The organism is Exiguobacterium acetylicum DSM 20416 (assembly GCF_000702605.1).
Classification (GTDB): domain Bacteria; phylum Bacillota; class Bacilli; order Exiguobacteriales; family Exiguobacteriaceae; genus Exiguobacterium_A; species Exiguobacterium_A acetylicum.
Genome location: NZ_JNIR01000001.1, coordinates 157,468 through 170,428, shown reverse-complemented (window position 1 = coordinate 170,428; position 12,961 = coordinate 157,468). Strand labels below are relative to the sequence as shown.

18 protein-coding genes are annotated in these 12,961 nt (G+C 44.2%); 5 read left to right on the top strand and 13 right to left on the bottom strand.

Going from position 1 to position 12,961, the window contains the following annotated elements; genetic code table 11:
• Positions 1 to 18: 18 nt before the first annotated feature.
• Entirely contained in the window at positions 19 to 849 is an 831-nt protein-coding gene (locus tag P401_RS0100840) for a GNAT family N-acetyltransferase (RefSeq protein WP_328286320.1), read from the top strand.
• Here P401_RS0100840 and P401_RS0100835 read toward each other — a convergent pair.
• The 5 genes from P401_RS0100835 to P401_RS18755 all read right to left on the bottom strand — a co-directional run bounded on the left by P401_RS0100835 (position 838) and on the right by P401_RS18755 (position 3,292).
• The gene (locus tag P401_RS0100835) at positions 838 to 1,773 is read right to left on the bottom strand and encodes a hypothetical protein (protein WP_029340827.1); all 936 of its coding nucleotides are present in this window, start codon (positions 1,771 to 1,773) and stop codon (positions 838 to 840) included. The genes P401_RS0100840 and P401_RS0100835 overlap by 12 nt on opposite strands.
• 112 nt (positions 1,774 to 1,885) lie before the next feature.
• Positions 1,886 to 2,245 (bottom strand): hypothetical protein, encoded by a 360-nt coding sequence (locus P401_RS0100830; RefSeq protein WP_029340826.1) that lies wholly within the window; start codon positions 2,243 to 2,245, stop codon positions 1,886 to 1,888.
• 29 nt (positions 2,246 to 2,274) lie between these two features.
• The gene (locus P401_RS0100825) at positions 2,275 to 2,760 is read right to left on the bottom strand and encodes a GNAT family N-acetyltransferase (protein ID WP_051656213.1); all 486 of its coding nucleotides are present in this window, start codon (positions 2,758 to 2,760) and stop codon (positions 2,275 to 2,277) included.
• A gap of 15 nt (positions 2,761 to 2,775) precedes the next feature.
• A complete protein-coding gene (locus P401_RS17415) occupies positions 2,776 to 3,126 on the bottom strand; it encodes a GNAT family N-acetyltransferase (RefSeq protein WP_236627056.1) in 351 nt (116 codons plus the stop codon).
• Positions 3,077 to 3,292: a GNAT family N-acetyltransferase gene (locus tag P401_RS18755; protein WP_236627055.1), complete on the bottom strand. Its 216-nt coding sequence runs from the start codon at positions 3,290 to 3,292 to the stop codon at positions 3,077 to 3,079. The genes P401_RS17415 and P401_RS18755 overlap by 50 nt, the downstream gene beginning before the upstream one ends.
• A 248-nt stretch (positions 3,293 to 3,540) precedes the next feature.
• On the opposite strand from P401_RS18755, the gene murB reads away from it, so the two are divergent.
• A complete protein-coding gene (gene murB, locus P401_RS0100815) occupies positions 3,541 to 4,452 on the top strand; it encodes a UDP-N-acetylmuramate dehydrogenase (RefSeq protein WP_029340824.1) in 912 nt (303 codons plus the stop codon).
• Between the two features lie 55 nt (positions 4,453 to 4,507).
• On the opposite strand, the gene P401_RS0100810 is transcribed toward murB, so the two are convergent.
• Entirely contained in the window at positions 4,508 to 5,731 is a 1,224-nt protein-coding gene (locus tag P401_RS0100810) for an aminopeptidase (protein ID WP_029340823.1), read from the bottom strand.
• A gap of 98 nt (positions 5,732 to 5,829) precedes the next feature.
• On the opposite strand from P401_RS0100810, the gene P401_RS0100805 reads away from it, so the two are divergent.
• On the top strand, positions 5,830 to 6,249 hold the full coding sequence (locus P401_RS0100805; RefSeq protein ID WP_029340822.1) for a YkvA family protein: 420 nt from the start codon (positions 5,830 to 5,832) through the stop codon (positions 6,247 to 6,249).
• Positions 6,250 to 6,285: 36 nt separating this feature from the next.
• On the opposite strand, the gene P401_RS0100800 is transcribed toward P401_RS0100805, so the two are convergent.
• Both P401_RS0100800 and P401_RS0100795 read right to left on the bottom strand, forming a co-directional pair.
• Positions 6,286 to 7,122 (bottom strand): formate/nitrite transporter family protein, encoded by an 837-nt coding sequence (locus tag P401_RS0100800; protein WP_029340821.1) that lies wholly within the window; start codon positions 7,120 to 7,122, stop codon positions 6,286 to 6,288.
• A gap of 183 nt (positions 7,123 to 7,305) precedes the next feature.
• A complete protein-coding gene (locus P401_RS0100795) occupies positions 7,306 to 7,767 on the bottom strand; it encodes a hypothetical protein (protein WP_152548162.1) in 462 nt (153 codons plus the stop codon).
• Between the two features lie 279 nt (positions 7,768 to 8,046).
• Between P401_RS0100795 and P401_RS0100790 the strand changes: the two genes are divergently transcribed.
• Together P401_RS0100790 and P401_RS0100785 are read left to right on the top strand one after the other, a co-directional pair.
• Positions 8,047 to 8,913, top strand: coding sequence for a YitT family protein (locus tag P401_RS0100790; protein WP_029340819.1), 867 nt, complete (start codon positions 8,047 to 8,049; stop codon positions 8,911 to 8,913).
• A gap of 193 nt (positions 8,914 to 9,106) precedes the next feature.
• Complete coding sequence (locus tag P401_RS0100785; protein ID WP_029340818.1) at positions 9,107 to 9,745, top strand: CHASE3 domain-containing protein; 639 nt, start codon at positions 9,107 to 9,109, stop codon at positions 9,743 to 9,745.
• Positions 9,746 to 9,790: 45 nt separating this feature from the next.
• Here the strand turns inward: P401_RS0100785 and P401_RS0100780 are convergent, their stop codons facing one another.
• From P401_RS0100780 to thiD, 5 genes are read right to left on the bottom strand one after another with little or no spacing between them, the layout of a single operon-like run.
• A complete protein-coding gene (locus P401_RS0100780) occupies positions 9,791 to 10,159 on the bottom strand; it encodes an ArsR/SmtB family transcription factor (RefSeq protein WP_029340817.1) in 369 nt (122 codons plus the stop codon).
• A gap of 55 nt (positions 10,160 to 10,214) precedes the next feature.
• Complete coding sequence (locus P401_RS0100775) at positions 10,215 to 10,658, bottom strand: hypothetical protein (protein ID WP_231925690.1); 444 nt, start codon at positions 10,656 to 10,658, stop codon at positions 10,215 to 10,217.
• Positions 10,659 to 10,669: 11 nt separating this feature from the next.
• Complete coding sequence (thiE, locus tag P401_RS0100770) at positions 10,670 to 11,308, bottom strand: thiamine phosphate synthase (protein ID WP_034785894.1); 639 nt, start codon at positions 11,306 to 11,308, stop codon at positions 10,670 to 10,672.
• Positions 11,298 to 12,065, bottom strand: a complete 768-nt coding sequence (gene thiM / locus P401_RS0100765) for a hydroxyethylthiazole kinase (protein WP_029340814.1) — start codon at positions 12,063 to 12,065, stop codon at positions 11,298 to 11,300. Before thiM ends, thiE begins: the two co-directional genes overlap by 11 nt.
• Entirely contained in the window at positions 12,046 to 12,849 is an 804-nt protein-coding gene (gene thiD, locus P401_RS0100760; RefSeq protein ID WP_029340813.1) for a bifunctional hydroxymethylpyrimidine kinase/phosphomethylpyrimidine kinase, read from the bottom strand. Before thiD ends, thiM begins: the two co-directional genes overlap by 20 nt.
• Positions 12,850 to 12,961 lie beyond the last annotated feature (112 nt).

Below are 12,961 nucleotides of genomic sequence, written 5' to 3'. Positions count from 1 at the left end.
GAACTTAATTTGCCTATTGTGTATTACAATCAATTGTCTCATGTTCAAAGGCGACACGTCCATCAACTTCTACAGCACCATCAAAAGGCATCTGATTTTTCATTTTTTCAGCCGCTTGAAGATTGTCAATGGGTCTACCTCGAATCCGGTCAGGTGAAAGCGACGCTTGGATATCATGTCGTGCATGACATCGTTCACTTTATAAACGGTGCCTTTCACGATATCAAAGCCTTTCGTCGTCTGGCTATTTTGCTACACTTACATGCCGTTCGACAAGGATGTCGGCATATTCATGTACAAGTGTCCCCGCCGCATGATCTTTCTCTAACTTCGATTTGGAAAGAGCTTGGTTATAGTTTATATGCCGAACAGTTTCGTTTAATTGGACTCTCAGAAGGACAGCCTGCTACGCTGCGTTTGAAAGCTGTTCATGCACAGAATCAAGATACTTATCTCGCACTTCGTAACGATGCCATTCGAGGAACACATCACTTTTTTCCTTATCAGGTATCTGATTTAGACAAGTTGATTCACCGAAAAGCGATTCCTTACCTAGTCTATGATAAGCAACTGATTGTCGGTACACTATTATTTCAAAAGCAGGGACAAAATATCCGTCTTCTTGAAATTACGTGCCTACCTGAGCTGAGACGTCAAGGATACGGTAGCCGTATCCTTCATACATTTCAAGAAAAATTACGACGCGCAAACATCCAAACGTTTGAAGTATCTTTTCTATCCACACAACAAGATGTACTACGCCTGTATCACCCCTCGATGTTTTGCGATATCCAGTTAACCTCTCATTGGCATACGTTCAGTACGGATCCACCTCCATTAATCATTTAGGCGATTGACGATTCCCTTGTATTCAGGCAACACATACTCCGCATCCATTTCCCGAAAATCAACATGACCCGTTTTACGAAGCACTAGCCCCATCTCGTATAACTGTTCGATATAGGCATCTCCCCATGTCAAGGCAAGTCCGGGTTGGTGATTATGAAAAGCAAGCAAGGCATCTTCAATAATTTCAGACGCAATGGATGCTTGCATCACGCGGTTCAATAAAGATTGGAACAGTATGGTTTGTCGTCCAATCAGCGCATAAAACGGGACATAATGTTTAGCATAAACAAACGTCGGCAAATAGGCATCCGCCTCAATCGTCTTTAGCAACAATGGTGAAGCGGGACGTTGTAATCGTTCTGCAAGTCCAACGGTCGCCTTGCATTCGCACAGCTGATCAAGCACTCGAATCGTCAACTCCTCTTCTATATCGAGCAATAAGACGAGATCAAGCAGATTCAATTCATGCGTCTCCATGAATTGATCACTGCGTTGAAGATGCATCGTATAAGTAACGTCCAGCTTTTCAGCAACAAGTGCCCATAACTCTGAATGGCGCGCCGCATATAGACCTACCGGAAAGTGAAGAGGTTGGCGGACGATCGAGCGATGCCCTTCAAGTGTATAGACTTGATTGACGTCCAGACCGTATGCTAGCAACATTTCGAGTAACTGCTGACGATTTTGACAAGTGACGAGTGTTTGAAACAGACGATCGACCTCGACGAGTGGTTGTTTCATTTCGAGCGCTATTTTTAAATGAGCAGGTGAATCCTGCTCTAGCGCACGCTTAATGAATTGTAAGGCCTGTTGTTCCGCATCGTTCAGTTGGGCAACATGTGTCCGAAACATTTCGATGTCAAGCTCCCGGAAGGCTTGTAACGCCGGTGCAATTGATTGATTTTTTATAAAGGGTTTCCACATGATTCCCTCGACCTCCTCATTCCAGTATCTCTTCGTAGTGTACGCAATATCCTATCGTCTTGAAAGTAAAAAATGGAGAATCTTCCGGCGTTTCAGGAAGATTCTCCATTTTTTATTTTTTACCGACTTTTAGATGAGTATTTCGAAAGACGGCATCTTGTTTTCCTGTCTTTTCAACACTTGTTCCGACAGACCCCAGATATTCGATTTCATCCTTTGGTTGAATGAACTCGTATGTGATGGCAGGTTCACCCCGAAGTCGAACGTGTATGATTTGTCGATGTCGTAAAGAGAATGATGCGCGTACTTCAAGAAAGGAGGAAGCTGACAAATCATGTTGCCGCTCTAAAATCGTCATCAATTCTTTTTCAGAGTCACGATAATTTCCCTGCAATTGAGCATACGAAATACCCACTCCTAAAGATAGGATACCGATTAGACTAAGAGCGAAAATGACCAGCACTTTCTTCATGACTGATCCACCTCCGAGAAAAGTTCATTCTACTTATTCATCGGTTCATCGATCGTCGACGTGAAGTCTTTTTTCGAATCCTTTACGTGAAACTGCATGTCCACATGTGGAATATCATCTTCTAAATAAGGTTCGGATACGGTTTCGAAACCAAACGACCCGTAAAACCCTTCTAGGTGTGCTTGTGCCTGTAAGTAGATCGCAGCTTCTTTCTGCAAATGAACCATCGCTTTCTCCATCATTTGTCTTGCTAACCCAACCGACCGGTGTGCATGGTGAACGGCTACCCGTCCAATCGCTATTCCTTTTGTCGGATGATCGTATATCCGAAGACATCCGACGATTTGACCGCTCTCACTCCGTACGATTAGGTGTGTCGCTTGTTGATCTTGATCATCTAGCTCCGGATACGCACACTCCTGCTCAACGACGAAGATATCCGTTCGTAATTTTAAAAGTGCATATAAGGTATCAGGTGTCATGTGATGAAAAGACTTGAATTCAAATTCGTACATAAAAAGCTCTCCTCTTTAGTTACGACAAAGTCGTGATAATTGTCCTGCGTAGATCGTGACGGGAATACCTCTAAAAATCGTATCTTTTTCCCAATTCAGCCCGTTTGCACGAGCAACATTTTGCGAAGCACGATTATCAGGATGAATGATTGAGATGATTCGATCATGCCCTCGATTGAACCCCTCCATCATTAGTTGTTTCGCTGCTTCACGACCATAACCGACTTTCCAGTGCTTCGGTTCGAGCCAATAACCGACTTCTAACTCTTCTTTTCCATCCACTTCCTGCATCAATAACCCAGCGAAACCAATCGGTTCATTCGTTTCTTTTTTTGAATAACAGCAAAAAACCAGTTTGTCGTTCATCCGAGTATCGCTCCAATTGCCGTTCGAACCACTCTCGTGCTTCATCTTCACTCAGAGCCGTACCTCCATTGATATAACGCATAACTTGCTCATTTTGGACAAGCGACTTATAAAAACTGAAATCCTCTTCTTCGAACGGTCGCATCCATAAACGTTCACTTTCCATCGTCATCGCCTCCTTCTATACTTCTCTTTTCCCGAGTTCTTTTCGCTTCATTCCTCTTCCTGATCCTGCTTTCCCTGTGACATTTTTCATTACTAATCGATGACATTCACTCCCTAGTGCTTGCAATTCCCGGCATAAGTCGGTATTTTGGGAACAGTATGTTGAACAACGACCGCACGATTAATGTTAAAATATATTTTGAGCGCATGAGCGCTGGGTAGGAATTCACGAAAAGGACTGAGACCATAATGACTGAACAAGTAATGACGGGACTGTATGAAGGCATTTCAAAAGAGTCCGTACTAATCAATGAACCGTTAAAATATCATACGTATACTAAAATGGGAGGAATCGCGGATTTATTCATCATCCCAACTTCTTATGAAGAAACGGCTTTTGTCGTCCGATATGCTCACGAACAAGGTATTCCCTTGACGTTGCTTGGAAACGGATCGAATCTTGTCGTTCGTGATGGTGGCATCCGCGGCATTGTCCTCTCCTTTGAGAAGTTAACCGATATCTCGGTCGAAGGACATGAACTCGTCGCTCAAAGTGGCGCAGCAATCATCGAAGCTTCACGTGTAGCTTACGCGCATCAGCTCAGCGGTCTTGAATTCGCTTGTGGGATTCCAGGAACGATTGGTGGCGCATTGATCATGAATGCGGGAGCATACGGTGGTGAAGTTAAGGATTGTCTCCATAGCGCTACTGTATTGACACGACAAGGAGAACTGTTAAACATTTCGCATGATGAACTCGAACTGGGATACCGGACAAGTTGCTTCTCGAAGAAAGAATATATCATCCTCGAAGGTCGGTTTGCCTTAACAGAGGGTGACCCAGCACTAATCAAGGAAGTCATGGATGATTTGACGCATAAGCGAGAAACGAAACAACCACTCGAATATCCTTCTTGTGGTAGCGTCTTTAAACGTCCAGAAGGCTATTTTGCAGGGAAACTGATTCAAGATAGCAACTTACAGGGAACACGCATCGGTGGCGCTGAAGTGTCGAAGAAACACGCTGGCTTCATCGTCAACGTCGAGAATGCATCAGCATCCGACTATATCGCGCTCATTCGTCATGTCCAAGAAACCGTTCAAGAAAAATTCGGTATCTTACTTGAGACAGAAGTGAAAATCATCGGTGAAGAAGCATAATCAATCATTTTACGAAAAAGGTGAGCTCCGTATTCGGACTCACCTTTTTGTTCGTTTAGATCGACCAGTTTCCGTCACGCATGACTGATTCACGCGTTCCGTCTGCAAGTTCTCCTTCAATCGATAGATCCGCGGATCCAATCATGAAGTCGACATGCGTCATCGAGTCGTTTGCACCCTGTGCTTCTAGTTCTTCTGCTGAAAGGCTTGGACCATTTTCGAGACATGTCGAGTACGCACGACCAATCGCTAAGTGGCATGAAGCATTTTCATCGAACAATGTATTATAGAATAGGATACCCGAGTCAGAAATCGGCGAACGGTGTGGTACGAGCGCAACTTCTCCGAGATAACGTGCACCTTCATCAAGTGAAATCAAGTCATCTAATGCTTCTTGACCCTGTTTTGCTTCCGCTTTAACGATTTTTCCGTTCTCGAACCAGAGTGTGAACTCATCAATCAAGTTCCCACTATAGCTAAGTGGTTTTGTGCTCGAGACATGCCCGTTGACGCCTGTCTTTTTCGGTAACGTGAACACTTCTTCTGTCGGCAGATTCGCGATGAAATCAACACCATCTGCATTCGGACCACCGCCACCTAACCAAACGTGACGTTCTGGTAATTCGATTGATAATTCTGTTCCTGGGGCTGTGTAGTGCAATGTTTTGTATTTCTTCTCTGTCAGGAATTTTGCTTTTGAACGCAGATTTTGATCGTGATCCGCCCATGCAGTGACCGGATCCGCTTGATCGGCACGTGTTGCTTTTAAAATAGCTGACCAGAGCTCTTCAACTGGCTCACTTGAATCAGGGAATACTTTCTTCGCCCAGCTTTCAGAAGGTGCTGCTACGACACACCAGCTGACATTGTCACTCACGACGAACTTCCGCCAATTAGCGAGAGCGACACCGGCTGCTTTATTCGCACGTGCGATTCGACTTGAATCAACGCCATTCAATAAATCTGGATCTTCACTGACGACCGATAAGAACGCTGTCTTTTCCTCTGCCAGTTGGTCGTAACGTGCTTTTAACCAATCCGGGAACGTATCAAACGACTCTTCCGGTGCATCGAAATAACGGATTTTCGTCATCTCATCATCTGACCATTGTACGTATACTTGCGTAGCTCCTACTTCGTAGGCAACACGCGTGATTTCACGAACGAGCGGCAAATTTTCGATTCCTGCACGCACCTCGAGTTGTTGTCCTGGTTGTAGATTAATTCCAGTACGCACGGCTAAAGACGCGTATTGTTGTAATTCTGCTTGTGTCGGCATTATGTAATCCCCTTTCTTGTATCTTTATTTTCACGAAATAGTTGCAATTTTGCAAGAAATAAGGCGAAACTAGAAGGAGAATAGAAGGAGACATCACCATGGAATTTACACCCGGAGATTTTAAATCGGCTTATACGTATTTTCACCGACAGGCACTCGACCTCGTTGGGGATGAAAAAGCACAACAAGAATTGTTAGTTCGAGCAGAAGTCGGACTTGCGCACTTGACGCAAGATATCGCGTCTACAGAAAGCTCGGACATCGAACGCGAGGCAGAACTCGTCCTTTATTTTCAATTAAAACAACTGCTTGAAATGCTTCGTGCTCTCTATCAGAAAAAATTTGAAATGCATGCGGAACAGGAACAATTGTTGTTGACGGCCGTTCTGTACTTCACGTCTCCTGTTGACGCCTTACCGGACGATAACGTCCTCGGGCTCTTCGATGATGCACAAATCGTCGAGACGATTTACGAAGAACTGGCTGCAGACGTCGATCGCTTTCAACATATGGAATGAATGAAAAAAGCAGCTGTCGCGACAGCTGCTTTTTGATTATGCATTTTGTTTCGAAGCAATATGAACAGGTGTCGTGGATTGACGTGATTCATCTACTTCTAATTTTTCTTTATTCAGCCACGTATAAATCATTCCCATGAAGACTGCTCCACCAATGATGTTACCGGCTAAAGCTGGCAACAGGTTATGCATCGCTCCGGCAAATGTGATCGTATCCGGATGTGGTACGACTAACGCAATGGAGAACAATGCCATATTGGCGATGACGTGATCAAATCCAGAAGCAAAGAATACTGCAACAAGTACCATCATCATCATGATTTGCGCCAACTCATTCTTCATATTCTTTGGAATGAAAATCGCTAAACAGACCATCCAGTTACAGAAGATTGCCCGCGTGAAGATTTCCCACGTCGTATGATGAATTTTCGTTTCCGATACCGCAAACAACCAATTGTTCATACCAAGCTCTTGTATGATTCCTGTTTGGGAAAAGAGTAGCGCAAACGCTAATCCTCCAAGTCCATTTCCGATTAGACAGATTAACCAGACCTTCATCGTATCCATCTTCGTCGTATAGCCGCGCATCGTCGCCGTCGTGAAATACATCGTATTTCCTGTAAACAGCTCTGCCCCACCGTAAACGATCAAGACAAGTGCCACTCCGAAGGTCAGTCCACCGACAAGTGTCGCAACAGGTGACTCCGCCATATATAGACCGTTAATTGCTTTTAAGGTAAAAATAATTGCAAATCCAATGAAAATCCCCGCTAGCATGGCACGAACTAAGTACTCGAGAGGACGCATTTGTAGCATGCGCGTCGACTTGATTGCTTTATTCCGTAATCCTTCTAATGCTTCTACCTCGTTCATCGTAGAAACCTCTCTTTCTTTTGTTCAACACTTCACAATGTTTGTTCATTTATTATCATACTTCCATCTTAAAAGATGTTCAAGTATTGAATAGACCTGTTTTATCGTTTTTATAAAAGAACGAGATGTAAACGATATCATTGTGTCGAGATTGTGAAAAATGCCTTTTCTTGCTTTATACAACTAATTAGTTTGAATTCGTAGTCGTGATGCGAAGCGTTCAAAGAAAGTATTTCGTCTTGATTCATCAAGCACATAGCCATCAATGACGACACGATTAAAGCGTCTAGAAGACGAAGTAGCTCGTTCGATATCGGTCGGAGTATAGGCGTCGAATGTTTTCCGGTCCATCGTAAAATCTGCACCTGAATACGGATCCGTGTAGTGAATTTCTAGGTCAGTTAAATCAGGAATCGTTGAAAATAAAACAAGCGTATGATGCATCAGAACTTTAGATAATCGAGCCTTTAAAAAATCCTGATTCACTTGTAGTGTCCCGGTATCGGTACCGATCCAAGCTTGTCGCTCTTTTCCTGTCACTTCATAGGCAAGACGTAACGATTCTCCTTCAACATCTACCTGTTTTAATTCTGATGAGAACGGAAGTTGTTCGGCTAGTTGACGAACCGCTACCGTATTCGTCATCGAGGCCCCCACTTGTCTCGCTACAAGATCACCATCATGCCAAATGGATGATTGATTTTTTTCATTGGGTTGTTCAAAAAGACGAATTCCAACTAGTATTCCTAAGCAGATACAACCAAGAATCCATAACATTTTCTTCATTTTCATCACCTTCCTAAAAAAACGTACCCTTTTTCATCTTTTTTTTCATAAGAAGGGTTGAAATTTTATGCATATGAGCGTACTCTTGCAGGCAGATACTCACAGAAGGAGGAGCATGAGGTCACTCATCATATTGCCATGACTACAACACACCCACAGAAAAAGAGAGTTGAAAAAATCAGTTTCTTAATCATTGGTACGTTGCTGTATTCCCTTTACATCAGCCTACTACTATCTCCAAATGATATCGGATCAGGTGGTATCATGGGGATCACGCTCATTATTCAAGAGCTCTTCCACACGCCAATCGGATTAACGCAATTGCTCTTAAACATTCCCCTCTTCCTTTTAGGTTTCCGTTTCCTGCGCAAACGATTCATGTTCTTATCTGGAATTATCGTCATTGCTTCTTCCTTTTTAATTGACTGGATTCCGACTCAAATCGTTCCGGAATCTCTAAATGATCCGCTCGTCGCTTCTATCTTTGCTGGTCTAGTTTCTGGTCTCGCAATGGCATTGATCTTCTTCGGTGGTGCTTCAACTGGAGGGCTTGATATTCTTGGAAAATTTTTCTTTGCTCGTTTTCATAACTGGCCACTTCCTCGTATATTTCTGATGCAAGATCTTGTCATCTACATCCTAGTATGGTGGGTCTTTGATCTTAAACATGTTATGTACGCTCTCATCATGAGCTTTGTTCGCGCCAAAGCCCTTCAGACGGTTTACAGTTTCTATTCTGCTTCTAAGCAATGTATTATCATTTGTGAGAAAGCAGATGAAATCAATGAAGTCATCACAAAAGAACTCGGACGTGGCGTCACGATTCTTGATGCACGTGGGGGATACTCCAACCGAACGAAAAAAATGGTCTATGTCGTCGTTCAAAATAACGAAATCGTCCGTTTGCAAGAAATCGTCTCTTCTGTCGAACCGAATGCATTCGTTACATTCTCGGAAATCCACACTGTCTTCGGCAATTACAAGGAACATTCGTATTCGTTTTAACACCAAGCGCAGCTTAGCTGTGCTTTTTTTATCTTCTTAAAACAGCTTCTCGTACTGCATCATCTTTCCTGCTTTTTTATTAGTATTATTCACTTTTTCAGTCATTATCCCTATTCAAAAAATAGACAGGCTTCACTTTTTTTACGATAGTAGTTAAGCTTATGACAAGTCTTTTATTTAAAGGAATGATTGCATGCACTCTCTTTGGCGTCAGCGTATTCTGCTGATTTTCTTGGTCAGCTTATTCGCCTCTATCCCGATCATCTATGCGTTATCCGGTTATCGGACGATTGCAACGATGACCGAGCAAATGAAGGATCATAATATACCTTTAATCAATCAGGTAGATCAGTTGGTCGAACACAATCGAGATCGTGCCAATGCGGTTCGTGGTCTCTTATTGTATGAAGATAATCGTTATATCGAACAATATTACTTTTCAACGTCTAAAATTCATGATTTGCGCAATAGTCTGAACCAATCGTCGACTACCCCAGGGACGATTAAAGATCTCCTTCGCCGCAACAATGTCTGGGAGTCCGAGATTGAACGCGTGTTTGTTGTCTATGAACGTCAAAGTCCAACAGCCGCAAAACGTCTTGCTAGACAGTCGACTCAGACGACTCAAACGATTCTCGAAGACTTATCCCGTGTGAAAGATGATTTGTATAAAACGCTTCAAGCCAAATTACAACAATCAGATTCTTTAATCGCTACATATAAATGGATGTGTCTTGCTCTCTCCATCCTGTCCTTTTTATTAATTAGTGCCACGGTCTTTTTCTTCCACCGCTTCGCTCCTAAGGGATCAGAACAATCGTCTTTAGAATAAACGAAAAGCGCAGCTTCGGCTGCGCTTTTCGTTTATTCTAAAGATTTATTCAGGCATTGCTTTTCCCTCTTGTACATGTTCCATCACCATATGCACAAGCGATGATACATGATGATCATCTAAGGAATAATAGACGACTTTTCCTTCTTTTCGGAACTTGACGAGTCCTTGTTTCAACAAAGACCGAAGATGATGCGACGCTGTCGCGATCGAACAGTCGACAGAGGCTGAGACATCACAAACGCATAGTTCTTCTTCGATCGTCAACGCATAAACGATTCGCAGTCGTGTCGCATCCGAAAGAATCTTAAATAGCTTTCCGATTTCAAGCGTCGGAATCGTATCCACGATTCGTCCGATTTCAGACGCACGCTGTTCGTCAATCGCAATCGTTTCACAACGGGGAATGTCCATGTCTGTCACCTCGTTTCTACCTATATTGCACCACGAGAAACGGGACATTGCAAGTTCAGCGCATTCGTCTGCGAATGAGCCAAAACACGAACCATCCTCCTACGTAATCTCCGATATCCCAGACAATTCGATTTTGGTCGACAGCGCGTACGCCGATATCAATGATTTTCGTGCTTTCTAATCGGTTCGTATAACGTTGACGAAGTCGCGTCGGAATCGGTAGACGAAGAAGTGCCCGGTAATAAATATCTAAATGAGTATGACCCCAAATTTCCGTCGCAATCGAGCTCGTTTTAATATACAACGGACGTTTGTAGCGTCTTTCATACTTTTCTTTCAATAAAAGGGCCATTTCATAGGAAACACGATTAGGACGCGGAAATAAGACTTTTCCTAGATGGTAGATCCCCTGATTATCGACTCGAATGATTTGTGGTTCTAACCGATATCGAATCCAATAGCCGCGAAAACGGATCGTCTGCCATTTCAATACAATCACCTCTGAACGGATTATACCCTGTTCTGAAGTGATTGATACCATTCTCGCACAGCATCTGTCATTTGCTGCGCAGCGAGTTGTCGATCTTCTTTAGCGAAAATCTCTGAGATGACGGCATACCCTTCCAGCGGGATGGGCAGAGAGGAGACATTCGTTGCTGTGATTCCACCAATACCGATTAGAGGTAATCGTACGGCTTCCCGAATCGCCTGAAGCATCGTGTGCGACATGGAATCAGCGTCCGCTTTGGATAAAGTCGCAAATAGAGAACCCACCCCTAAATAAGAGGCTCCGTCTCGTTCTGCTTCAATCGCTTGTGCAACGGTTGCTACTGATACGCCAATCACAGCATCTGGTAAAAGGCGACGTGCTGCGGTTAAAGGAATGTCTTCTTGTCCGATATGCAAACCAGCTCCGGTGAGTAACGCGATATCAATCCGATCATTGATGATTAAAGGAACATCATAGCGATCCGTGAGTGTTTTCAACCGAACTGCCTGATCAAAGAATTCCTTTCCTTGCGCTGTTTTTTCCCGTAATTGCACGATTGTTGCACCACCTAAAATGGCTTCCTCAACGACCGTATCGATCGCGACTCCAGGATGGTACCGACGATCCGTCACTGCATAGATGGAGTAATCAATTGACACGTTCTGTCACCTCCACCAGGTCTTGCTCCGTCATAAGGCTGATGGCATTGAACAACTCTCGTTTAAAATCACCAAGACCTTGCGCGGAGGCTGCTTGTTCCCCTGCTTTTCCCATGACAAATGTCCCGTGGACAGCCGCCTCAAATGCCGTATATCCTGCACCGAGGAAGCTCGCAATCAAGGAGGCCGTCATACAGCCCGTACCCGTGATGTCTCCTAGACGCGGTGTTCCTACATGTAATTCCATTTCGCGCGTTCCATCCGTAATGTAGTCGTTCGGACCTGTCACGACGAGGACAGATTTGTGTTTGCGAGCGAATACGCGAATACTTTCTCGATCCATAATTGCATCTCCCGCAGCATCGACTCCCTTAGTTCGTCCGTCTTCCCCAAGTAACGTCTTGATTTCAGAAGCATTTCCTTTAATGACCGTACACCCGAGATCAATGAGTTCTTTGGAAAAAGCAGTACGTAATGTCGTTGCTCCTGCTCCTACGGGATCAAGAACGATTGGGACATTCAAACGTCCCGCTTCACGGACTGCGAGTCGTTGAGCTGCTTGCATGTCTGCATCGATCGTACCAATGTTTAAGACAAGAGCTTGCGCGAGTCTAACCATCTCTTCTACTTCACGAATGTCTTCTGCCATGACGGGGGATGCTCCAACAGCGAGTGTGACGTTTGCGCAGTCGTTGATCGTAACCGTGTTCGTCAGATGGTGAATGAGTGGTTTGTGTTCAAGAATGGTCGTAAACATGTGTATCCCTCCAAAGTGAATGAAAATGATGTGTCGGTCCAATACCTTGTCCGAGAGCAAATCCATGACGAATTGCCTCCGTGACATAGTTTTTCGCCTGTCGTACACTATCTTGTAAATCTTCTCCAAGCGCCATCCGCGCTGCAATCGCTGCGGATAAGGTACAACCAGTACCATGAGTATGTTGATTGTCTAATCGTTCCGATGTGAAGTGGTGTTCCACTTCCCCATCAAACAACAAATCCGTCGCAGCTCCTGAGAGATGTCCACCTTTTAGCAATACTGCACCTGTCTGTGTAGCCAATTGATGCATCGCCAGTCGCATTTCCTCTAGATTGGTGACCGATCGTCCTGTTAAACGTTCTGCTTCCGGTAAATTCGGTGTGACGAGAGTCGCAAGTGGTAAAAGTTCTGAAATCAATGCTTGTTCAGCTTCCGTCCGCAATAGGGCATGACCGCCTTTAGCGACCATGACGGGATCTAATATAATAGGGACTGTTTGTTTACGGAGATGTGTAGCAATGACACGAATCGTCTGCGCATTCGAGACCATTCCGATTTTGATCGCATCGACACGAATGTCTGAAAAAATCGACGTTAACTGGGCATCTACGATTTCTGGGGATAACTCTTCCACCGCTTGAACTCCCAACGTATTTTGCGCTGTGACGGCTGTCAGTACGCTCATTCCATAAACGCCTAAAGCCGAAAATGTTTTTAAATCTGCTTGAATCCCAGCTCCACCACCGGAGTCGGATCCCGCAATCGTCAGTACATGTTTCATGTTCTTTTCACCTTCCCATCGAGCAATGTAAGGGAGTCGTGACCAACAAAAAAGCGCCGACCGCTGTAAAAAAGCAGTCGACGCTATACGAAAGCGTTATACACGCATTCCG

Excerpts from the sequence above, each read along its gene's own strand:
- P401_RS0100835 (WP_029340827.1), bottom strand. The coding sequence starts at position 1,773 with ATGTGGAAACCCTTTATAAAAAATCAATCAATTGCACCGGCGTTACAA.
- P401_RS0100830 (WP_029340826.1), bottom strand. The coding sequence starts at position 2,245 with ATGAAGAAAGTGCTGGTCATTTTCGCTCTTAGTCTAATCGGTATCCTA.
- P401_RS0100825 (WP_051656213.1), bottom strand. The coding sequence starts at position 2,760 with ATGTACGAATTTGAATTCAAGTCTTTTCATCACATGACACCTGATACC.
- P401_RS17415 (WP_236627056.1), bottom strand. The coding sequence starts at position 3,126 with ATGAACGACAAACTGGTTTTTTGCTGTTATTCAAAAAAAGAAACGAAT.
- P401_RS18755 (WP_236627055.1), bottom strand. The coding sequence starts at position 3,292 with ATGGAAAGTGAACGTTTATGGATGCGACCGTTCGAAGAAGAGGATTTC.
- murB (WP_029340824.1), top strand. The coding sequence starts at position 3,541 with ATGACTGAACAAGTAATGACGGGACTGTATGAAGGCATTTCAAAAGAG.
- P401_RS0100810 (WP_029340823.1), bottom strand. The coding sequence starts at position 5,731 with ATGCCGACACAAGCAGAATTACAACAATACGCGTCTTTAGCCGTGCGT.
- P401_RS0100805 (WP_029340822.1), top strand. The coding sequence starts at position 5,830 with ATGGAATTTACACCCGGAGATTTTAAATCGGCTTATACGTATTTTCAC.
- P401_RS0100800 (WP_029340821.1), bottom strand. The coding sequence starts at position 7,122 with ATGAACGAGGTAGAAGCATTAGAAGGATTACGGAATAAAGCAATCAAG.
- P401_RS0100795 (WP_152548162.1), bottom strand. The coding sequence starts at position 7,767 with ATGACGAATACGGTAGCGGTTCGTCAACTAGCCGAACAACTTCCGTTC.
- P401_RS0100790 (WP_029340819.1), top strand. The coding sequence starts at position 8,047 with ATGACTACAACACACCCACAGAAAAAGAGAGTTGAAAAAATCAGTTTC.
- P401_RS0100785 (WP_029340818.1), top strand. The coding sequence starts at position 9,107 with ATGCACTCTCTTTGGCGTCAGCGTATTCTGCTGATTTTCTTGGTCAGC.
- P401_RS0100780 (WP_029340817.1), bottom strand. The coding sequence starts at position 10,159 with ATGGACATTCCCCGTTGTGAAACGATTGCGATTGACGAACAGCGTGCG.
- thiM (WP_029340814.1), bottom strand. The coding sequence starts at position 12,065 with ATGTTTACGACCATTCTTGAACACAAACCACTCATTCACCATCTGACG.
- thiD (WP_029340813.1), bottom strand. The coding sequence starts at position 12,849 with ATGAAACATGTACTGACGATTGCGGGATCCGACTCCGGTGGTGGAGCT.